Origin of the sequence: uncultured Catenibacterium sp. (assembly GCF_900540665.1) — a bacterium.
GTDB lineage: Bacteria > Bacillota_I > Bacilli_A > Erysipelotrichales > Coprobacillaceae > Catenibacterium.
Map to the genome: position 1 here is coordinate 18,367 of NZ_UQGV01000008.1, position 21,671 is coordinate 40,037.

The 21,671-nt window shown below is 34.4% G+C and carries 20 protein-coding genes; 3 read left to right on the top strand and 17 right to left on the bottom strand.

Annotated elements, in window-relative coordinates; translation table 11 throughout:
- Positions 1-160: 160 nt before the first annotated feature.
- Entirely contained in the window at positions 161-1,624 is a 1,464-nt protein-coding gene (locus tag QZQ55_RS02160) for a L,D-transpeptidase family protein (protein ID WP_295089343.1), read from the top strand.
- 122 nt (positions 1,625-1,746) lie between these two features.
- Here the strand turns inward: QZQ55_RS02160 and QZQ55_RS02165 are convergent, their stop codons facing one another.
- The 14 genes from QZQ55_RS02165 to QZQ55_RS02230 all read right to left on the bottom strand — a co-directional run bounded on the left by QZQ55_RS02165 (position 1,747) and on the right by QZQ55_RS02230 (position 16,232).
- Positions 1,747-3,264, bottom strand: coding sequence for an NlpC/P60 family protein (locus tag QZQ55_RS02165; protein ID WP_295089346.1), 1,518 nt, complete (start codon positions 3,262-3,264; stop codon positions 1,747-1,749).
- A gap of 160 nt (positions 3,265-3,424) precedes the next feature.
- Positions 3,425-4,570, bottom strand: coding sequence for an MFS transporter (locus tag QZQ55_RS02170; protein ID WP_295089349.1), 1,146 nt, complete (start codon positions 4,568-4,570; stop codon positions 3,425-3,427).
- Positions 4,571-4,670: 100 nt separating this feature from the next.
- Positions 4,671-5,153, bottom strand: coding sequence for a hypothetical protein (locus QZQ55_RS02175; protein ID WP_187012224.1), 483 nt, complete (start codon positions 5,151-5,153; stop codon positions 4,671-4,673).
- Positions 5,154-5,648: a Panacea domain-containing protein gene (locus tag QZQ55_RS02180; protein WP_295089352.1), complete on the bottom strand. Its 495-nt coding sequence runs from the start codon at positions 5,646-5,648 to the stop codon at positions 5,154-5,156.
- A 559-nt stretch (positions 5,649-6,207) separates the two neighbouring features.
- A complete protein-coding gene (locus QZQ55_RS02185; RefSeq protein ID WP_117458656.1) occupies positions 6,208-6,843 on the bottom strand; it encodes a V-type ATP synthase subunit D in 636 nt (211 codons plus the stop codon).
- A complete protein-coding gene (locus tag QZQ55_RS02190) occupies positions 6,836-8,284 on the bottom strand; it encodes a V-type ATP synthase subunit B (RefSeq protein WP_295089355.1) in 1,449 nt (482 codons plus the stop codon). Before QZQ55_RS02190 ends, QZQ55_RS02185 begins: the two co-directional genes overlap by 8 nt.
- 11 nt (positions 8,285-8,295) lie before the next feature.
- Positions 8,296-10,047: a V-type ATP synthase subunit A gene (locus QZQ55_RS02195; RefSeq protein ID WP_295089358.1), complete on the bottom strand. Its 1,752-nt coding sequence runs from the start codon at positions 10,045-10,047 to the stop codon at positions 8,296-8,298.
- 19 nt (positions 10,048-10,066) lie between these two features.
- Positions 10,067-10,657 (bottom strand): V-type ATP synthase subunit E, encoded by a 591-nt coding sequence (locus QZQ55_RS02200; RefSeq protein WP_295089361.1) that lies wholly within the window; start codon positions 10,655-10,657, stop codon positions 10,067-10,069.
- 11 nt (positions 10,658-10,668) lie between these two features.
- On the bottom strand, positions 10,669-10,977 hold the full coding sequence (locus QZQ55_RS02205; protein WP_187012220.1) for a V-type ATP synthase subunit F: 309 nt from the start codon (positions 10,975-10,977) through the stop codon (positions 10,669-10,671).
- Between the two features lie 9 nt (positions 10,978-10,986).
- Entirely contained in the window at positions 10,987-11,421 is a 435-nt protein-coding gene (locus tag QZQ55_RS02210) for an ATP synthase subunit C (RefSeq protein ID WP_295089364.1), read from the bottom strand.
- A gap of 14 nt (positions 11,422-11,435) precedes the next feature.
- On the bottom strand, positions 11,436-13,334 hold the full coding sequence (locus tag QZQ55_RS02215; protein ID WP_295089367.1) for a V-type ATP synthase subunit I: 1,899 nt from the start codon (positions 13,332-13,334) through the stop codon (positions 11,436-11,438).
- A 13-nt stretch (positions 13,335-13,347) separates the two neighbouring features.
- Positions 13,348-14,874, bottom strand: coding sequence for a V-type ATPase 116kDa subunit family protein (locus tag QZQ55_RS02220; protein ID WP_295089370.1), 1,527 nt, complete (start codon positions 14,872-14,874; stop codon positions 13,348-13,350).
- A gap of 10 nt (positions 14,875-14,884) precedes the next feature.
- Positions 14,885-15,919: a V-type ATPase subunit gene (locus tag QZQ55_RS02225; protein WP_295089373.1), complete on the bottom strand. Its 1,035-nt coding sequence runs from the start codon at positions 15,917-15,919 to the stop codon at positions 14,885-14,887.
- 10 nt (positions 15,920-15,929) lie between these two features.
- Positions 15,930-16,232 (bottom strand): hypothetical protein, encoded by a 303-nt coding sequence (locus QZQ55_RS02230; RefSeq protein WP_295089391.1) that lies wholly within the window; start codon positions 16,230-16,232, stop codon positions 15,930-15,932.
- A 421-nt stretch (positions 16,233-16,653) separates the two neighbouring features.
- On the opposite strand from QZQ55_RS02230, the gene QZQ55_RS02235 reads away from it, so the two are divergent.
- Together QZQ55_RS02235 and QZQ55_RS02240 are read left to right on the top strand one after the other, a co-directional pair.
- The gene (locus QZQ55_RS02235; RefSeq protein ID WP_295089376.1) at positions 16,654-17,418 is read left to right on the top strand and encodes an HAD-IIB family hydrolase; all 765 of its coding nucleotides are present in this window, start codon (positions 16,654-16,656) and stop codon (positions 17,416-17,418) included.
- Between the two features lie 139 nt (positions 17,419-17,557).
- Positions 17,558-18,712 carry a homoserine dehydrogenase gene (locus QZQ55_RS02240; protein WP_295089377.1) on the top strand — a complete coding sequence of 385 codons (1,155 nt, stop codon included), beginning with the start codon at positions 17,558-17,560 and terminating at the stop codon, positions 18,710-18,712.
- A gap of 10 nt (positions 18,713-18,722) precedes the next feature.
- Here the strand turns inward: QZQ55_RS02240 and QZQ55_RS02245 are convergent, their stop codons facing one another.
- The 3 genes from QZQ55_RS02245 to QZQ55_RS02255 all read right to left on the bottom strand — a co-directional run.
- Positions 18,723-19,268 (bottom strand): CDP-alcohol phosphatidyltransferase family protein, encoded by a 546-nt coding sequence (locus tag QZQ55_RS02245; protein ID WP_295089379.1) that lies wholly within the window; start codon positions 19,266-19,268, stop codon positions 18,723-18,725.
- A 93-nt stretch (positions 19,269-19,361) separates the two neighbouring features.
- Positions 19,362-20,981, bottom strand: a complete 1,620-nt coding sequence (locus QZQ55_RS02250; RefSeq protein ID WP_295089382.1) for a peptide ABC transporter substrate-binding protein — start codon at positions 20,979-20,981, stop codon at positions 19,362-19,364.
- 223 nt (positions 20,982-21,204) lie between these two features.
- Positions 21,205-21,671: ABC transporter substrate-binding protein (locus QZQ55_RS02255; protein ID WP_295089385.1), on the bottom strand; the 467-nt coding region annotated here is incomplete at its 5' end.

Here is a 21,671-nt window from a genome sequence, read left to right on the forward strand (position 1 = left end):
ACGTTTATATAATTAATTCGCAAAATAAATAAGTTAAAACTAATTCTTTTGTACAAGTTATGTAATTTTAAGTCATTTCACAAATCTTGATTTACCTTTTTACAAATATTTGCTATAATCATTGAATTAGAAAGGGTAGTATAAGGGAGAGAAAGATAACATGACAAATTTGCAGAAAAAAAATAAGATTATTGTGATTATTGTATCTGTACTCGTGATTCTTGGATTATCAGTATTCCTCTATATTCATCATATGGGTACAGCTTATAGTGATCGATTCCTACCTTCTACTTATATTAATAATGTGAATGTAGGTAAATTAAGTGTTGCAGATGCGGAAAAGAAGATTGCTGAAAATCAGTTAAACTACACTTTAGAAATGAAGTTTAGAAATAAGACTACCGAAACTATTTCAGCAAAAGAAATCGATATGAGTTATGTTCCTGATGGACAAGTTGAAGCGTTGTTGAAGAAACAGGATTCATTCACATGGTTCAAGAACTACTTATTTAATCATAAGGGAAATAAGAAAACTATTCAGACTAAAGCTTCTTATGATGAAAATAAGTTAAAGACTGTTCTTTATGGAAAGAATCAGTTAAAAGATGAAAACCAGACAGCTCCTACAGATGCACGTATGAAGTATAAAAATGGTACTTTTACTGTAGTAAAGGAAAAAGCTGGAAATAGTTTAAATAAAGACACTGTTTATGAAGCAGCGAATAAAGCTGTTGGTCTTCAGAAGACAAGTTTAAATGTTGCTGAAGTTAAGGATGCATATAAGGTTCCTGAAAAAACAGCTGAAACTGTTAAAGCTGAAGCAGAAACATTAAAGAAATATTTAAAGACTTCTATTACTTATGAACTTCCTAACAACCAGAGTGAAGTTTTAAATAGTGAAAAGATATTAACATGGCTTGTTAAAAATGAAGATGGTACTTATAGCTATAACGAAGAAATCTGGAATAAACGCATGAAGAACTTTGTTTATACACTTGCAGCTAAAGCCAATACTTTTGGTAAGACACATACATTTAATGCAACAGGTTTAGGTGTAAGAACTGTAAATGGCGGTACTTATGGTTATAAGATGAATCAGACAGAAGAAATCGCAAAAATTAAAGAAGAATTAAATGCTGGAAAAGCTGTTAAGAGAACTCCTGCATATAGTTCTAAGGAACAATCTACTGAGAATTATGGTCTTGGTGGTAACTATATTGAAGTTGACTTATCTCGTCAGCATTTATGGATTTATAAGAATGGTCAGTGTGTTCTTCAGTCAGATTGTGTATCAGGTAAGATGACAGGTGATCGTTATACTCCAGCAGGTACATATTATATTTATTCTAAAGAACGTAATAGAGTATTAAGAGGTACTAAGGATCCTGTTACAGGTAAGTATCCTTATGAGTCTCCTGTAAGTTATTGGATGCCTTTCAACAGAGGTATTGGTTTCCATGATGCAAACTGGAGAAATAAATTCGGTGGTAACCTCTATGTGAATGGTGGTTCTCATGGATGTGTGAATTTACCTGTAGGTTTTGCAGGTACTATGTACAATACAATTACAACTGGTATGCCAGTAGTCGTTTACTATTCTCAAGGATATACGTTAAACGGTTAACGATTGACTCCGACTTAATTATATTAAGCCGGAGTTTTTTAATACCTACTATCTTCAAAATAACTCAATCAAATGATCCATACTTTACGACAACAAAAAAAGAAGGTTCTTTTTGAACCCTCTTATCTTCTACCTGCTCCTGCATAATGAGCTGAATAATATCCACTATTTAATGAAGAAACAACAACACCTGTCTTAGAGTTTGCAGCATGGATGAACTGTCCGCCACCAATATAGATACCTACATGAGAGATACCTGATTTATAAGTTCCAGCGAAGAATACTAAGTCACCAGCAGTTAAGCCTGATTTAGATACTCTTGAAGTTCCACTATACTGTCCTGCAGCAGTTCTTGGTAATGACTTACCATTCTTGCTGTAAACCCAAGATGTAAATCCTGAGCAGTCAAATACTGTTGGTCCAGAAGCACCCATACGATATGCACAGCCAAGTCTTGAACGTGCAGTACCAACGATACCACCCTGTGCAGCGCCTCCACCAAGACCACCGAAGTTATAACCTGTACCTCTGTTGCCTCTGTTATTTCTAATCTTTACAACTGGTGCAGCAGATACATTGATCTTTGCACTTATTTCAGATCTATTACCGGCATTATCAGTTACTCTGTAGTAAACACGATAAGCGCCAGCTTTATTTGTATTAACAGTTCCAGTAATTTCAACCTTACCTGTTACATCACCATCTAAGTTATCAATAGCTGATGCTAAGTTTGATTTAGGATCAAATGAAGTACCATATTTCACATCTACATTATCACTCTTTAATGTAATTGCTGGTCCAGCAATATCTGCGACTCTTACTTCATAATCATTTGAAGTCTGGTTTCCAGAAATATCTGTTGCAGTAACCTTGATTGGCTGTGCATCAGTCATATTTCTAGTATCTACATTACCTTCTACAGTCACTGTAGGGTTCACATCATAGTTATCCTTAATATCAACATAATTGTGAATATCGAAACCATCACCATAGTTAACAGTGATATTACCATTCTTTAAATTCATTTCTGGTGCAATTGTATCACCAACATTGAATGTAAAGTCTTTTTCTGCTTTATTACCTGCGTTATCTTCAACAGTTGCATGGATGACCTGTTCACCAAGAACTGTTGTATCTAGATTATGATCAAAAGTAATGAAGTCAGATACATCACCATCCACATTATCAGTTGCTTTAATGTACTGTTTTAAATCATTATTGCTGTTTGCTTCAACATCAATAACATAACCATCATTATTTACTGACTGTAGTGCAGGTGCTTCATTATCAACAACTTCAACTTCAATTTCCTTAGTTGTTTCGTTATTGAATGCATCCTTTACAGTAACATTTACTTTATATTTACCAATCTGATCTTTCTGATAAGCATGATCATTAATCTCTGTTTTAATAACACTCACTGTATCTCTATTATCTGATACATTGAAATCACTTGCTTGTAATTCTGTACCATAAGGTACTACTAGTTTATTTGAATGAACAACAGGCGCTGTTCTATCAGCTGCTGCATAACCTACTAATGCGAAAGCTGAAATAGCGACTACTGGAATAAACATTGTCTTCTGAGTTTTAATACGATCTACCATGAAATCTACAACTTCTTTAGTCTTCTTATCCATGTAATCCACTCCCTTTCTTTTCGACAATGTTTATTATATCACTCTGTACAAAAAAATAAAGAACTTTCTTAAGAAATCATTAAGAAATTTAAAAAAGAGTTGATTATATCGACTCTTTTTGAATTAAGAATTATTTAATAATGTTGTAAGAATTATGATTCTAAGCGCTTTTTTCTTTGAAAGTTAAGGATAAAACTAAAGCGGTTACAATTAATACGGATAAAAACAAATAGAATGGTGTCATTGTAGAGAAGCTATCAATAAGTTTTCCACCAATTAACTGTACTACTGCAGCACCTATTCCTCTACCAACTGTAGCCTGTAAACCAAAAGCTGTAGAAACATACTTGTCTTCTACGATTTCCATGATTAATCTTACGGTAATCATAGTAAAGAGTATGGTAGATAAGCCTTTGAATACAAATACTGCTACAATGAGGTTTGGATTAGGTAGTGTCGCATACCAGACAAAGTTCACGATGGACATAATACATGCAAAAAGCATGATATGTTTATAAGAGAACTTCTTAATAATAAAGTCTGTAGCAAGTATTGCAGGTACTTCAAAGAGTGTTGCAAATAATTGATAAGTTCCTACCATGGATGCTGTGCCACCAACCGATTTAATGAATACTGAGATATATGTGAAATTGGCTGTACATGCGCCCCAGAAGAAGAAAGAGATCAATAGGAATATAATATACTGTTTATTCTTAAAAAGGCTCTTATAGGCTTCTTTAGAGCTATATTCTACTTTTGTTTCTGTTTGTACTACTTCTGGATCATTAACTCTTAGGATACAGATAAGAACTGTGAGTGTACCAAAGAGGAAAATAACGAAGATAGAAACAGGTGCAATCACATCATAGACTAAACCACATAGCTGTGCACTGATAGCATAACCAACAGACCCCCATAATCTGATTTTACCAAAGTCATAGGGTGAAGAAACACCAATTCTGTCCGTTAAAGGTGTGACTGCATTGAATAAGGCAAGAATAGAAGCACTTGTGATTAATAGAATAATTAATTGATGTGAGAATATAAAGATAACATTCATTACTACTGTAATAAACAATGCCACTAAAGATACTTTTCTAGGTGAACGGAAGCGGTCTGCCAATGTTCCTAGATAAGGCTGAGCAAAGATTGAGAATAGTGGTGCTGATGAAGTAATAAGTGATATTTGCTGTGCATTAAAGTGAATATCACTTAAATATAAAGCAAGCATTGCATTGTAACATGCAAATGCAAAATAAAAGAAAAATGATGTACCAGCATGATACAAATAGCTGTTCTTTTTCATAAGGTTCCCTCCAACGAGTTTCATTATAACTATATATAACAAAAAATCTTCAATTTTTCATATAATGTAAGGAAATTGTGAAAAAGCCTAACTCAATGAGTTAGACTCGTTTATTGAAACTATGATTTGGATCAAAAGCTAGCACAAAAAATACACTCTCATAATGAATACCAAACATAACAAACTTATTTTTACCATTTCTTTTTAAATGTATATGAATTATACCAGACTTTAATAATTCTTTTTCTTCTGGATATGCATCTTCAAAAGTTGCTTTCAATCTTCGTAAATAAGTATTAGATGGATCCACTTTGCTTCCTTTGGAAGATGTGTATTGAGTAATAACTTCATCTAAGTTGGAGCACTGATCCACTTCATATAGAAACTGTTGCAATTGATCAAACACTTTCTCTTCCTTATACTTATAGTTATATTTGCTTAAGCTTTTAAAACACCCCACATTGCATTTCCATAAATATTTAAAATTAATTTCTGGATGATTCTTTGCGTTAATCGATTGGTTAGCAAGAACAAAATTTTCCTTTTTAATTTTCTTAATTTCAATCAGTTTTCTCTTGCTCATTTAGTTAACTTTAATAGAATTATAGTATTCCTTCATAGTAGTAGAAGAAATCACATTATGACTACTTTCAAATTTACCTAAACCTGTTCTTTGTTCTAACCATGGGAGTTCTGTATGGGTTAAAGCCTCTAATTGATCAGCCCCATACTCTCCATAAGTATCCCAGACTGCTTCTAATACTTCAACCTGCTCTGAAGTGAACAGTTTTTCCATTCTAGCCATAGTTTCTTCACGATTAGTAATCTTTAATTCGTGCCAGCCATAGCCATCATATACTTGGTATAAAGTACGATTTACTGGACCATGTACCCATGCTTCAAATTCAGAATGACTAGCTATATCCTGATCCAAAAGTGTTAAACTCCATGCCTGTGCATAATAACAAAGCTTCTGAATCTTTTTGTTTGACATATTCCCTTTTAATAAGAACCAATCTGCCACATCAGTGATATCAGCTTTTATTGGTTTATCCACAATTGCTATCTTTGCTGTCATGCTGCATCCCTCCATTTGAAAATATAAATGATCCATAATTTTCAAACTCATTATAGCTTTGTACAACAAACGATTCAACCAACTTGATATCATGTTTTTCATGTTTTTCACTTTCTTCACAAATCTCATAATTTCATACACCTCACTTTATGTTCTACTTTTTTATACTGCACAAAGTGGTTATTTTCTTATTCATTATATAGATTTCTCAATCATTTATCAGATTATTTTGTTCCTATTCCTTAGGATAATTCTGACTTCCCCATCAGATATGGTCTTGATAAGCATAGAAGACAGTCTAAGTTCATCGACATAGTATTTTTATATATGATCTCACAAGTGGTTCATATCCCACAATTTCATTCTTTCCCATGCACTTCTCTATTTCTCGCACCATTGGTGCGAGTTTTATAATTCAACCAACTTGATATCCTGTTTTTCATTTTCTTCACAAATCTCGTGATTTCATACACCTTACTTTATACTCTACTTATTTATACTGTATAAAGCGGTTATTTTCTAATTCTATATATAAAAAAACTGGTACACGAGGTACCAGTTATGCCTTTCTTTTTGCAGCTTCTTGTCTATTCTTTTGTGCTTTAATAACTTTCTGTCTTGAGAATTCTTCTCTGTCCTTTTCATCCAAGGCTTCTGTAATCATCTTTACAGTGGCTTCAAAACGAGGAATAGAGATGTTCTGTAAAGCGTTGGCACGCTTCTGTGTCTTACGAATATTATTCGCTAAACGATATACAGAGTTTTCTACTTCTGCAAGCTTTACTGTCATTTCTTTTACATGATAGAAACAGATATAAGCGTAGTCTACCTTAGAGTTTGCACGTTCAAAACCATAACCAACTCTTAATGGTGTTTTCTCATATTCAATCTTAGGTAATTCTACACCCATAACTGAACGATACTTAACACTAATACCATCATCAATAGGGACACCTTCTACAACATCAGAAATAATACCTAAAGATTCATTTGCTTCACGTAATGCTGCATAAGCACGATCATAAGAATCAGTGATGTCATCACGGATTTCTTTTACATCATCAAGTAATGACATCATTTCTTTAATTAAGACATTTCTTTTCTTATCGAGCAGGTCATAACCAAGTCTAGCAAGTTCAAGAGACTTCTTGGTTGCCATCAAATTCCCTTTAGTAGGGACAACCTGATTAGCCATTAGTTACAGCGTCTTTCAATTCTTTGATGACTACATCTTCGTGTAAATCAAATTCTTTGACTGCTTTTTCATGATCATAGAATTTATCTACAACAGCATTATCAATACGGTCCAATGTATTCTTTGGAAGAACTGATAATAGTAACCATCCAAGGTCTAGGGTTTCTTCGATAGATCTGTTTGTATCGAATCCCTGATTAAGGAAGTGCTGCTCGAAAAGACGACCAAATTCCATATATTTCTTATCAGCTTCTGATAATTCATCTTCACCGATAACTGATGTTAATGACTTAACATCTTGTACATGGGCATAACATGCAAATAACTGGTTGGCAACATCCTGGTGGTCTGCTCTTGTAAAGCCTTCACCGATACCATCCTTCATAAGTCTTGAAAGTGATGGAAGAACACCAACTGGTGGATAAATACCAGTCGCATTTAATTCAGGATCAAGAGTAATCTGTCCTTCTGTGATGTAACCAGTTAAGTCAGGAACTGGGTGTGTAATATCGTTGTTAGGCATTGTAAGGATTGGAATCTGTGTAACAGAACCCTTAGCACCCTTCGCAATACCAGCTCTTTCATATAATGAAGCAAGGTCAGAATAAAGATAACCTGGATAACCTTTACGACCTGGAATTTCACCTTTACTTGAAGAGAATTCACGTAATGCTTCACAATAAGAAGTAACATCGGTATAGATTACAAGAACATGCATATCATGTTCAAATGCTAGATATTCAGCAGCAGTTAATGCACAACGAGGTGTTAAGATACGTTCGATGATTGGGTCATTAGATAAGTTCATGAACATAACTACTCTCTGCATAACCCCTGCTTCTTCGAATGATCTTCTGAAGTAGTTGGCTACGTCATTTGTAACACCCATTGCTGCAAAGACAACAGCGAAGCCTTGTCCTGCTTCATCTGCAATCTTAGCCTGTTTAACAATCTGTACAGCTAACTGGTTATGAGGTAAACCAGAACCTGAGAAGATTGGTAACTTCTGACCTCTAATTAGAGTCATTAGACAGTCAATAGAAGAAATACCTGTATTGATATAGTTTCTTGGATATACACGAGATACTGGGTTAAGAGGCTGACCATTGATATCAGCACTCTTTTCTGCATAGATATCTCCTAGACCATCAATTGGTCTACCTGCACCAGAGAAGACACGGCCAAGCATTTCCATTGATAATGGTAATTCCATTGGATGACCTAATAGTCTTGTCTTAGTATTTGCAAGTGATAAAGCGTTTGTTCCTTCAAATACCTGAACAACTACTCTTTCACCTTCAATTTCTACAATACGACCAGAACGTGTTGAACCATCTTTTAACTGTAGTTCAACCATTTCATCATAAGATGCATCTTTAACGTGATCTAATACGACGAGTGGTCCATTAATTTCACTTAAACCTACATATTGAAGTGCCATGTTACCCCTCCTTAGTCAATAGATGCACAAATTGCATCAATCTTCTTATAATAGTAATCAAATTTACTTAAATCATTATTAGGTACATCATATTTCATCTTAACAACTTCATCGAAGATACCTGTTTCAATGATTGTACGAATAGGTTTACCCTGAGCAACAACCTGCTGACAACGGTTATTTAAGTAAAGGATTACTTCCATCATCTTAAGCTGTTTTTCAAGTGGTACATAAGTATCGTCTTTGTGGAAAGCGTTCTGCTGTAAGTAACCTACACGAACAACTCTGGCTACTTCAATAACGAGCTTCTGATCATCTGGTAAGACATCAGAACCCATTAACTGTACGATTTCCATTAATTTAGTTTCTTCTGCAAGAATAGAAGCTAATTCCTGTCTATCTCTCATGAACTTAGGGTCAACATTCTTTGAATACCATCTTTCAAGATCTGGAATATATTCTGAATAAGATAAGTTCCAGTTGATAGCGAAATAGTGTCTTGCATAAGCTAACGCTTTATCAAGAGCCCAGAATGTACGTACGAAACGTTTTGTATTCTGAGTAACTGGTTCTGAGAAGTCAGAACCCTGTGGAGATACGGCACCGATGATTGTAACTGAACCATTTGTGTCATTTAAGTTCTCCATATAACCAGCTCTTTCGTAGAACTGAGATAATCTAGAAGGTAAGTAAGCTGGGAAACCTTCTTCTGCTGGCATTTCTTCAAGACGACCAGAGATTTCTCTTAAGGCTTCAGCCCAACGAGATGTTGAGTCAGCCATGATAGCAACATGGTAACCCATATCACGATAATATTCAGCAAGTGTTACACCTGTATAAATAGATGCTTCACGGGCAGCAACTGGCATGTTAGATGTATTCGCAATGAGGACAGTTCTGTCTACTAATGGCTTACCACTCTTAGGGTCAACGAGTTCACGGAATTCTTCAAGAACCTGAGTCATTTCGTTACCACGTTCACCACAACCTACATAGACGATAATATCGGCATCACACCATTTAGCAAGCTGATGCTGAGTCATTGTCTTACCAGTACCGAATCCTCCTGGGATTGCGGCTGTTCCACCTTTTGCGATAGGGAACAATGTATCGATAACACGCTGACCAGTAACAAGTGGCATACTGATAGGTAAACGCTTGTTGACTGGACGAGGTGTCTTGATTGGCCATTTCTGAGTTAATGTACATTCATGAGCTACACCTTCATCATCAGTGAAGACCATAACAACATCATTAATTGTATACTGACCATTTTCTTTTACTTCAGTAACTGTACCTGACATTCCTGGCATAACCATACATCTATGTTCGATCATGTCTGTTTCAGGAATCTTGGCATAAACAGTACCACCTTCAACATGGTCACCCACTTTAACTGTTAAAGTGACATCCCATAACTTCTTTGTATCTAGTGGTTCTACAGCACTACCTGTAGGAATGAAAGCACCACTTTCCTTAGCAATTTCTTCTAGTGGCCTTTCAATACCATCATAAATATTTCTTAAGATACCAGGACCAAGTGTTACAGAAATAGGCTGACCTGTTGGGAATACTGGTTCACCTGGTTTAAGACCTGTAGTTGTTTCATAAACCTGGATAGTAGTAAATTCTTTAGTAATAGAGATAACTTCACCCATTAATTTACTGTTACCTACATACACCATTTCAAGCATTGAAAAGGCATCTGTATCTTTTACTTTAACAACCGGGCCGTTGATTGAATAAATTAAATTTTCTTTCAACTTGTTTATCCCCCTTCTTTTATTTAGTAATGATTAAACCAGAATGCTGGTTGAACCATTCTTTCTGATTCTTTAATGCGAATTCTAATGTTTCGTTATGAACAATAGAGCTTTCTGTGTTTTCAACAATTAAACCACCAATAGTAATATCTCCAGCTTTCACTTCAGCATCACCATAAGCAGCTTTTAAATCATCAGCAAGACCTAAGTCTTCTTCTTTTACATAAATAACTGAATGAGGCATATAATCACCTGCAAGCTTCTTAGCCTTGTTGACCATGAATTCCTTGTATTCAGGTGTTTTTGTAAATGCAACTAGTTCTTCTCTTGCTTTTGTGAAGATTGCAGTCACATACTCATCACGTTTATTAATAAGTTTTTTCTGTCTCTCAACATGGGATTCAGAAATTTCTGCAGCTGATTCTGACTGCATTTCATCTAATTCCTGTTTAAGTCTTAAATCTGCATCTTTCTTAGCTTCAGCACGCATAGAAGAATAAGCTTCTTCTTCCATCTTCTTTACTTCGGCCATGATGGCATCGACTTCTCTTTGAGACTGTTTTTCAATCTCATTCTTCATTGAGAGAAATACTTCTTGATTTTCTTCCATTGTATACTCTCCTATAACTTAACGCCTATCGCTTCAGAGACATAACCATCGATGGCTTCACCAATCTTAGAATGACCATGACGGTCTGGAATCTCTGTAATAAGAGGCTTTGGCTGTTTTAATTTAATTTCTGAGATAATATCAGGACAAAGTTCAATTAACTTAGTAGTAACTAAGATAATTGCGATTTCTGGATCTCTCATCTTACTTTCAAGTAAGCTTAAGAAATCATGACGGGTATGAACAACTTTGCCTTCAATACCCACAAGTCTTAGACCAGTGAGGGTATCGATATTATCACTGATCAGAAAGAACTTCATAGTAATCTCCTATAGTGTGTTGATGATTAAGATTGAGATTAATAGACCATAGATGGCAACACCTTCACCTAAGGCAACGAAGATTAATGATTTACCAAAGTTTTCAGCATTTTCAGAGAATGCACCAATAGCAGCAGGTGCAGCAGCAGCTACGGCAATACCAGCACCAAGAGCAGATAAACCAGTTGCAAGAGCAGCACCGATGAAACCAAGACCCTGAGCGATTGAACCAGTCATCTTGTCAGCACCAGCAGCTAATACTGGGCTATTTGCATATGTAAGGAATAATACAAGTGCTACAGCACCAAAGAAACCACAAATATGAGTACCAAGACGCATTTTAGCGCTCTTAGCTGAAACTTTACCTTTGAATACATTTACTAGTGGTAAAGATAATAATACAACAATTAATGCAGGGATAATGAATGTTAAGATAGTAGTCATTTTTTCTTCCTCCGTTATTCTAAACTTTCTTTAATAGATACAAATGGTTTACCATTGCCTTCATAGTAACGACTGAATAATTCATAGAATTCAAGTCTTAATACCTGGATACCGACAATTAATCCTTCTAGACACATTACAAATGCGTTACCGATAATAAGAACGATAATATAACCGAATCCACCAACCATTTCAGCTAATGTGTAAACAACTAGCATCATACCAGCGTGTGATAAGACGAAACCGCCGACACGTAGGAATGACATAGTATTGGCAACAAATGTCAACAATACTTCGATCATTTCGAAGAATGATTCAGTAAAGAAGTTACCAAATCCATGTGGGAACATCTTCTTACCTTCAAGTTTATATGTTAAAGGTTCTTTTAAGAAGATCATTACAAGTGGGGCAATGATAAGAATTGCGACATAAATACCCATAGGGATATTTAAGCCAAGGTTTAATAACATATTCATTGCAAGTACTAAAACTGCAACATAGAATACTAAACCAGCGACACCATTTTGTGAGAATAATAATTCTCCCCAATGTTTCTTCTTCATGTTCAAATAGATATTGAATAGGATTGAGATGATGATTAAACATACACCTACACCAATTGCAACACCTAATAGCGTCATAGTATTTTCAGAAGCCATTGGTGCAAAGAATGGAACAAGAATCTCTTCTGATCCAAATACAGAGCCAAAGATTACACCAAATATTGCAGATGAAATACCAATACGCATACCTACTTCACCAAGCTTCATGCCTTTTAATTTATAAGCAAGGAAACCAATAATTGAAAGCAGGATACCTTGACCTACATCGGCAAACATCATACCAAATAAGAATGTATATGTTACCGCAACAAAGTTTGTTGGGTCAAAGTCTGTATAAGATGGAACACCGTACATCTCAACGAACATCTTGAATGGTTTTGAGAACCAGTTGTTCTTGAGTCTTGTAGGTGGATAAAGTCTTGAATCTCCCATTGCTGGTTTGATTTCAACATGCACCTTGTCCATCTGTTCAAGTTCTTCTTTTAAAGAGCGTGCATAATGTTTATCACAGAAACCATAGATCGCTGCATTGTTTCCAAATACTACGACATATCTCTGTGCTTCACTTGTCTTATTAAGTTCCTGACATGAAGCATAAATGATTGATAACTCTTTTTCTTTTTTACTGAATAAATCTCTTAATTTACAATCACATTTCTTGATAGATGCTTCAGCAGTAGTATTCTCTTCTTCAATTACTTCTAATGATTCATGAGGTGTTCCATGGATAAATTCTGGAATATGAATACGTTCAAAGAATAATGAAGAGAATATGTTATCTATTTCAGGTGCATTAGAAGGAGATGTTATATAGAAACAATAACATGTTCTTGCATCCTGATAGATTGATTTAAATAAGAAGTTCTGTGAATCATAATAGGCAAGTTTATCGAGATTAATTGTAGGTAATTTACCAAATCTTACCTGGATATATTCACTTGCGAAGAGATCATCGAAGTCCATATCGAGATCCTTCATATATTTCAAGTACTTCTTGGCCTGATTGTTTTCATCAATCATAACCTGTAATTCATTTTTAACACGTGAAATCTTGTTTGCTTCATCGAGACATGCGCAGAAGTAATCATCTGCTTCAACAATATTAATGATCTGAGGTTCTGCTGATGGATTAATTTTAATGCCATATTTTTCAGCAGCTTCGTCCATACGTCCTAATAAGTCTGCATAAGGATTATCCTTATTCATAACTTTAAGACCTCTGACTGAATCCACAAACTTAGATGCTGGCTCTGGATGGAATTCTTCTGAATCGATGATTTTTGATAAGACTTCATCACTCATTCTTTCAGGAAATTCTATCTCTACGAGCTGCAATTTTGAGATAGCCATAGTATCCTCCCTTCTATTGTTTCTTATCGAGCGCTTTCTTAATGAAGTTCAATACAATGCCTAATACAAGTACAACAACTAATGGTAAATAAGAGACATGCCAAGTTGTATCTACAGCAATTGCAACATAAGCAGCTACTGCAAGTCCCATGACGATGCCAACGACACCCTCAATAGAGAATACCTTATTAATCATTGATTGTTCGTTATAGATAGCCTTTACTTTACCAATGCAGAACTGACCTACAATAAGTAAGAGAATTGCATTAATGAAGCGCTGATAACTAAATGCATCTGCAACAGGGATTACTGATGGATAAAGATGAATGCTGTAGAAAGCATCACCATAAATTAAACCACCAACCAAAGAAGCAATACCAAGAATTGATAACATCTTGCCTGATTCTTTCTTTCTCATAAGTAATCCAAGTAACACAAGCACAACACCTAAACCAATATCACCAAGCATAAGTGCAAATACTAGAATAAATAGTACTGCAGTTGCTAAAGTTGTATCCACATGATCACTCTGTTTTACTTTAGAGATCACTTCAAATGGCTTAGCCCATGGATAGTTGTTAGTAAGTGTTGGTGCAATAATCTGCTGATCATCATAAATATATGCAGGTAGATCCTGATATTCTACATTATATCTTGCAAAAGTATTCTTGATTTCCTTTGCCACTCTTACTGGCACGAAACCATAGATCGCATATTTTGACTGATAATCAACAACAAATACTTTGAATTCTTCAATTCTAACAGCAAGAGTAAGATCCGCAAACATCTTTAATAGTTCTTCTTTATGTGCATCTCTAATACCCTCTAAACGACTGTCTGCTTTACGAATAGAAGCATTCATTGTTTCAATTTCTGCTAATAGTTCCTTCTTTGCATCTTCCATTCTACCATGAACGAAATCAGGAACTTCAATTTCTTCAAAACCAACAGACTGGAAAATGTTATCTACCTTTAAGATAGCTGCCTTGGTTGTCATATAAAGACAATATACATTCTTTGCATCTTCACCAAGTTCAAGGAACATAATTGACTGTCCTTTATAGTAATCCAGTTTATCTCTGTTTCTTCTAGGAATACGGCCAAATCTTGCTTCCATATATTCGCATTCTTTAACCTCATCCATATTTAATTCTGTATTAGAAAGACCTTCTAGGATTTCATAAGCATCCTGATTCTGTCCACGTTCCGTAACAAACTCATTCTTAATATCAAGATAGTTCTTTACTTCCTTCTGGATTGTATCTAATGCCTTACGATAATCTTCCTTTGAAAAATGGATGGATCCTTCTTTCACACTTGAAGTATTAAGCTTAACATTTTCAGCAAGCTGTGTTAATTCATCAAGCATGTTCTTGTAATCCTCATCCGGTGTCATTGTAAATACATCTTTCACATTATTTACAACTTTTGTTGCTGGCTGAGGATAAAAATACTTTGTTTTTCTTAACTGACATAAAACCTCTTTTAAGTATTTCTTATCAAAGGTCATGTCCAGCAATTCCATTTCTTCTATTGCCATGTTATTCCCCCTAGTAGATAAGCAGCTGGGCTATTTTTTCAGCCTCTTCACCATATCTTAAACCTTCAATGATATGCTTTAGATTTTCAACTTCGTTTTCGAATACAATCAGATAAGTCATATAAACCATGGCTGCATCTGTTGTAAATCGCATATATCTTTTCGCAAGATTATATTTGATTTTATCTGTGTAGTATTCAATATAAACGAATTCCTGATCATCCACATATAACTTGTAAGGTGATGAAGCAAGCTTCTTTAAGAACTCCTCTGCATCTTTTGTTTCAATCAATTCATTCATTACTGATTGTGGAATACGTGTGTAATCCAGAATCAGCTGTTTCTTGATTTGTTCAGGCTTAGAATTAAAGAATCGTTTAAATCTATAGATCTTCGTAATATTCTCTAACTCAATCTGAGTATAGATCATAGTAAGTAGATCCTTCTGTTTTTTACCTTTAAAAGTAGATTTCACTGTTTCAACGAATAACTTATAGTAAGCACGTTTGAAATCAAGTTCCATCATGTTTGTATCGATCTTCTCATCATCTACAGGCATATATTTCTGTAATATATGGTAGTAACGTGTTTTCTCCATATATCTTAATAATGATGGGTAATCCTCAATACTTAATAAGCCATAAAGATCAAACGTTGAATAACGAGGTAGGTATGAAGGTATATCTAATTCAGAATTCAATGTTTCATCACTATTGAATAAACGAACTTTACTCAATAGAACAGCAATTTCACGTCTAATAATACCTAGCTGATAAAACTTCTGATCACTCTTAGGTGCATAATGAATCAATCTTATAGCACGTAAGAACTCCTCTTCATCAAGAAGTGATTCAAGCTGTCCTCTATGAATGCTTGTTTCTTTTAAGCCATCAAGAATAGGACCATACGCTGTTTCACTCTTTAAGTAGCTGACAACATCATTGACAGTTCTTTTCTTTAGAAGTTCATCATAGCTTTCAGGAGTGAGATGTTTACCATACATAGATCTTGCCTTCGCAAGAACTGCATTAGATGAAAAACTCATAATCTCACCTCTATACTTCTTTACATCTGTCTACGATAGATGCAACCCACTCCTCCTTGTGGGCTTCATAAAGGCTGGTGATCTTCTCAACAGAAGAATTATAATCCTCTTCATTCTTCTTCTTTGTTGCGTCAATTCTTTCCTGTAACTCTTTCTTCTTCGCATCAAGTGTCACCTGATACTCTTTAACGAAAGAATCGTAGATTTCCTTCTTCTTACTGTTCATATCTGCAGATGTATCCTGTCTCTTCTTTTTGGCATCTTTTACAGCCTGAGCACATCTGTGGTCTACAGCTATGATATCAAGAATCATTTTATCCAATCCACATACCTCCTTCTTTTTGATTCTATAGGATAATACTCCTAATGATTTTAAAATTCAACCAAAATCAATTCATGATGATAAAAAAGCCTCATCTATATCAAACCGACATATTCAGACATATCATTTATATATGTATATTGGTTGCTAGATTCATTATACTCTTAATTTATATGAAGCGTATACATAAATTTTGTGAAATAACTAACATAATGAATCTTATTTTTAGGAAATAGGCAATATGACCGTAAGTCATTTATTTTAATCTATTTTCTGCATTATTTATACACCTATCATATAAATGCAACAATAAACAAATAACCTTCTTTGTTTAATGTAAGCGTTTCACTTCATTTTGGTATGGCTTTTTTCGTCTATTTTTCTTATTCTTATATATATAGGAGAGAGAAAGATGAAAATTTTAGCAAGTGATTTTGATAATACGTTATTTTTTAGTGATGGTGTACATAAGCAGGATGTAGAAGCGATTCGTACATTCCAAAAACAGGGAAATCTATTTGGATTATGTACAGGAAGACAGTTGGAAGGAATTAAATATCCTTTTGGAGGAAATAGAGATTATCCATTAACTGATATAGACTTTGATTTCTATATCACTTTAAGTGGTGGTGTGATCTTTAATAAGAATTGTGAAGTCATTTTTGAGAAAGATATTCCTATGAATATAGTAAGAGAAATCTCAGAAGCAGTTCCTGTTCATATGTCTATTGTATATAAGGATGAGATTTATATGTATCGTCCAGAAGGTGAGACATGGGGAACTACTGTTGATTCTTTAGATGAACTCACATTTAAAGATGTAGATGCATTCTCATTCCATTTTCCTGAAGGGGATCTAGAGGATGCGAAAAACGCCATGGATTATGTTAATGCTCATTATAGTGATACATGTGCAGCATTCCAGAACAAGAATCATGTAGATGTATGTGGTGTAGGATGTTCTAAGGGAACAGGAATTAATCACGTTGTAGATTATTTTAATATTAATAAAAGTGATGTATATGGTATAGGAGATTCATGGAATGATCTTCCTTTATTAGATAGTGTTAAACACGGTTATACATTTACTTATGCCCCTAGTGAAGTAAAAAACAAAGCTGAAAAGGTTGTAGGAAGTTTAAGTGAAGCCATCCAGGATATTTTAAAAGAGGATTAATTCCTCTTTTTTTGTTTAATTTCTAAATAATCCAATATTTATCGCATATTATACAAATTTTAGTTTATAGATAATTGACAGTATTATATGAATATGGTAAATTTGATACAATTCTAATACTATCGGGGAGGAATTTTAAATGATTATTGGTGTTATTGGTCTAGGAACTGTTGGTTTCGGAACTGTTGATATTCTTACAAAAGAAAAAGAAAGACTAGAAAAAACAATTGGGGAAGAAGTAGTCGTTAAGTACGGTTGTGCACTTGAGGATGTAAACCTTCCTGATGGTATTATTTATACACAGGATTATCATGAAGTCATCAATGATGAAGATGTGGATGTTGTAGTAGAACTTATTGGTGGTACTACTATCGCAAAGAAAATCATCTTAGACGCATTAAATAAGAAGAAACATGTAGTAACTGCAAATAAAGCTCTTATTGCCCATGATGCGAAAGAACTCTTTACTGTTGCAAGAGAAAATGGTGTCAACCTCTATTATGAAGCAAGTGTAGGTGGAGGTATTCCAGTTGTTGTGCCTGCTAAGGAAGATCTAGTCGCAAACAACATCAATAAGATTGAAGGCATCTTAAATGGTACAACTAACTTCATTCTTACTTTAATGGAAAGAGATAATCTTGATTTTGAGGAAGCATTAAAGATTGCTCAGAATCTTGGTTATGTAGAAGCCAATGCTGCACTAGATTTAGATGGTTATGATGCAGCACATAAAATCTATATTCTTACTATGAATGCTTTTGGTACATTCTTTGATTTTGATAAGATCAAATGTACTGGTATCCGTAATGTGACTAAGAAAGATATGGATTATGCAAAGAAGCTTGGTTATAGAATCAAGTTAATTGCGATGAGTAAGAAGTTAGAAAATGGTTTAGGTATTGATGTATCTCCTACTCTCGTTCCAATGAGTGAGATTGTAGGTAATGTCATGGATGCTTATAATGTAGTAGAAATTACATGTGATTATCTAGAAAACGTATTATTCTATGGTAAGGGTGCAGGACGTTATGTCACTGCAAGTGCTGTAGTGGCTGATATTATTAAGACAGCTAAGAAGGATGTATGGACACATGATTATGATTATACTGAAGACGTATATCCTATTACATCTTCTAAGTATTATGTAAGAAGTGAACAACCACTTGATTTAAATTATGATGAATACTATTCATTTGGAGAAGATCATATTTATATTACTGATAAAGTAGAACTTAAAGATTTAGAAGATGCTTTAAAGGATACTCCAGTCACATATTTCAAGGTAAGAAGCTAAAAAGTGGGATTTAACCCACTTTTTTTAGTATATTGATATTCTCTTTTGCATATAGATAAAATGATAGAAGAATAAGAAATGTAGAGATAATTGTAAGAATAACAGAAAGAGTATAGGAAATATTGTAGAAAACAATATGCACAATAATCATGAAATCTAACATGAATGTAGCGGCTTTACCATGCCACAAAGCCCCATGTACTTCCCCTGTTTTCTTAATAACAATCATGCCAATACAAGCCATAAACAGTTCCTTAATAAGGATACATATAAAAGGAATAACAAGCCATCTAAAGCGTGTAATGAGGCATAATAGTACCACTGCTTGTGTGGCTTTATCCGCTACAGGATCAAGTATTTTACCTAAATCACTCATCATATTAAATGTTCGAGCTATATATCCATCTAATAGATCAGTCACACCTGATAGAACTAATAATATTCCTGTTAAGACATAATCCTTTTGGTTTATATACATATACACAATCACCGGTAATAGTAATAATCTAAACATAGATAATATATTAGGTATTGTGAAGATATTCTTGTTTCTCATACTATCACTTCCTTATTATTAATAGTAAAGTGTATTGCATTAATTATCAATCATAATAATTTAAAAGAGGCAGTCGCCTGCCTCTATTGTGTGTTATTTAAGTGTTACATATTTGAATACGTATGGAGTACTTACTGTATTATGAACTAATCCCTTAACATTCTTAGCCTGTAATGCAGCTGTACCAGTTTGAACAACTGGGATATTTGGCATATCGTCCATCATTACTTTTTCAGCTTCAAGCAATTCATTCCAACGTTTATTTACGTCAGTTTCAGTCTGAGCCTGTTTTAATAATGAGTTGTACTGCGCATTTTGCCATTTACCATAGTTGTTTGAGTTACTGCTTGCAAGAATGTTTAAGAAAGTTGTTGGATCAGCATAGTCTGGAGCCCAACGAGTGCAGGCAATCTGGAAGTTACCACTTGCTTCTCTGTTGTAGATTCTGTCTTTCTTAACAGTAGCTACCATGTTAACTTTTAAGCCCTTTAACTTAGTGAATGAACCCTGTAAGTATTCTGCGAAAGTATCCATTGGAGATTCATCAGTACCATATAATAAATCAACTGTGATTGAATCAGTACCTAATTCTTTCTTAGCAGCATCTAAGTATTCCTGTGCTTTCTTTGCATCATAGTCTACATATTTACCAGATTCTTCACGAAAATCCTTACCTGAAGGACTCTTACATAACTGAGCTGGTACAAAACCAGTAGCTGGCTGTGAACCATCTTTTAAGATATTATCACATAAATCTTTTCTATTGATTGCATAAGATAATGCATATCTTAAGTTTTTATTTGCAGTTGTATCTGCTTTGAAGTTACAGATTAAGTAAGCAAGATATCCTTCTCTGATAGTCTTGAAAGTATCTTTACCCTTATATTTATCTACTAATGTAGAATTGATTGTTGCATAGTCTACTTTGCCATTCTCAAAGCTCTGTGCAGCAGTCTTAGGATCCTGTACTAAGTACATTTCTAAGTTCTTAGTCTTAACAGACTTTGCATCATAGTACTTATCATTCTTAGTGAATGTAGCCTTGTTACCCTTGATCCACTTAGTCATCTTATAAGCGCCATTACCTAAAATATATTCAGGCTTAGTTGCATAGTTCTTACCACATTTTTCAACGAACTTCTGGTTCTGTGGGAAGTAACATGGGAATGACATTAAACCTACAAAATATGGAACATTCTTTTCAAGATCAACGACAACAGTCTTGTTATCTGTTGCTTTAATACCAAGTGTGTTTAACTGTTCATCAGTTGCAGCAGTACCTAAATTAATTAAAGAATCAGCGTTCTTAATTGAAGCACCTTCACTACCTAACATATAAGCATAGTTACCTGCATTCTTGATGATTCTGTGCCATGAATAAACGAAGTCCTGTGCAGTGACATCATCACCGTTTGCCCATTTAGCATCTCTTAAATGGAAAGTATAAGTTAATCCATTGTTGCTTACATCCCAGCTCTTAGCGATTCCTGGAATAGTATTTCCCTTTACATCAACTGTTGTTAGACCATCTGTGATGGCAGTGATTGCATTGAAAGACATTGCATCATCTACAACTGTGCTGTCCATTCCAACGATATCTGTATCATTCGCAAATCTGAATGTATCAGTATCTGTCTTAGAACCACAGCCAGCAAGCATACCTGCAGCAGTTGTTAATGCAAGCAATACTTTTACTGTTTTACCTGTTTTCATTAATTTTTCCCTCCAAAAAAATATATTTGTAATGTTAACAGTTTTGTAGTTTACCCTCAACGATAACTATAGTCAATATTTTTGTACAATTTCTTTGTGAAAGTATTAAAATATATGTATATTTTAGTATTATCACAAATATTATAAACGTATAATCAGAATAAAAAAGGAGATGATATTTCTATCATCTCCCAAGCCACTCTGTTATGACACAAAGTAGAGGTTATTTTAGTTTAACATATTTGAAAGTATATGGAGTTCCTACTGGTACCACTACTAATCCTTTTACGTTCTTAGCCTTTAATGCTGCAGAACCTTTTTCGAATACAGGGATATAAGCTAAATCATCCATCATGACTTTTTCAGCCTGTACCATTAAATCCCAACGCTTAGTTAAGTCTGATTCAGTCTGGATCTGTTCCATTAATGCATCATACTTCGCATTAGTATATTTACCATAGTTGTTCTGGTTACCTGTTAAAGCTAAGTTTAAGTAAGTAGTTGGATCTGCGTAGTCTGGTCCCCAACGAGTACATACAACCTGGAAGTTACCATTTGCTTCTCTGTTATAGATTCTGTCTTTCTTAACAGTAGCTACCATGTTAACCTTTAAGCCTTTTAACTTAGTGAATGAACCCTGTAAGTATTCAGCCATAGTATCCATTGGTGATTCATCAGTACCATATAATA

Coding starts and splice junctions, on each gene's coding strand:
- QZQ55_RS02160 (WP_295089343.1), top strand. CDS start 161: ATGACAAATTTGCAGAAAAAAAATAAGATTATTGTGATTATTGTATCT.
- QZQ55_RS02165 (WP_295089346.1), bottom strand. CDS start 3,264: ATGGATAAGAAGACTAAAGAAGTTGTAGATTTCATGGTAGATCGTATT.
- QZQ55_RS02170 (WP_295089349.1), bottom strand. CDS start 4,570: ATGAAAAAGAACAGCTATTTGTATCATGCTGGTACATCATTTTTCTTT.
- QZQ55_RS02175 (WP_187012224.1), bottom strand. CDS start 5,153: ATGAGCAAGAGAAAACTGATTGAAATTAAGAAAATTAAAAAGGAAAAT.
- QZQ55_RS02180 (WP_295089352.1), bottom strand. CDS start 5,648: ATGACAGCAAAGATAGCAATTGTGGATAAACCAATAAAAGCTGATATC.
- QZQ55_RS02185 (WP_117458656.1), bottom strand. CDS start 6,843: ATGGCTAATCAGGTTGTCCCTACTAAAGGGAATTTGATGGCAACCAAG.
- QZQ55_RS02190 (WP_295089355.1), bottom strand. CDS start 8,284: ATGGCACTTCAATATGTAGGTTTAAGTGAAATTAATGGACCACTCGTC.
- QZQ55_RS02200 (WP_295089361.1), bottom strand. CDS start 10,657: ATGGAAGAAAATCAAGAAGTATTTCTCTCAATGAAGAATGAGATTGAA.
- QZQ55_RS02205 (WP_187012220.1), bottom strand. CDS start 10,977: ATGAAGTTCTTTCTGATCAGTGATAATATCGATACCCTCACTGGTCTA.
- QZQ55_RS02210 (WP_295089364.1), bottom strand. CDS start 11,421: ATGACTACTATCTTAACATTCATTATCCCTGCATTAATTGTTGTATTA.
- QZQ55_RS02215 (WP_295089367.1), bottom strand. CDS start 13,334: ATGGCTATCTCAAAATTGCAGCTCGTAGAGATAGAATTTCCTGAAAGA.
- QZQ55_RS02220 (WP_295089370.1), bottom strand. CDS start 14,874: ATGGCAATAGAAGAAATGGAATTGCTGGACATGACCTTTGATAAGAAA.
- QZQ55_RS02225 (WP_295089373.1), bottom strand. CDS start 15,919: ATGAGTTTTTCATCTAATGCAGTTCTTGCGAAGGCAAGATCTATGTAT.
- QZQ55_RS02230 (WP_295089391.1), bottom strand. CDS start 16,232: ATGATTCTTGATATCATAGCTGTAGACCACAGATGTGCTCAGGCTGTA.
- QZQ55_RS02235 (WP_295089376.1), top strand. CDS start 16,654: ATGAAAATTTTAGCAAGTGATTTTGATAATACGTTATTTTTTAGTGAT.
- QZQ55_RS02240 (WP_295089377.1), top strand. CDS start 17,558: ATGATTATTGGTGTTATTGGTCTAGGAACTGTTGGTTTCGGAACTGTT.
- QZQ55_RS02245 (WP_295089379.1), bottom strand. CDS start 19,268: ATGAGAAACAAGAATATCTTCACAATACCTAATATATTATCTATGTTT.
- QZQ55_RS02250 (WP_295089382.1), bottom strand. CDS start 20,981: ATGAAAACAGGTAAAACAGTAAAAGTATTGCTTGCATTAACAACTGCT.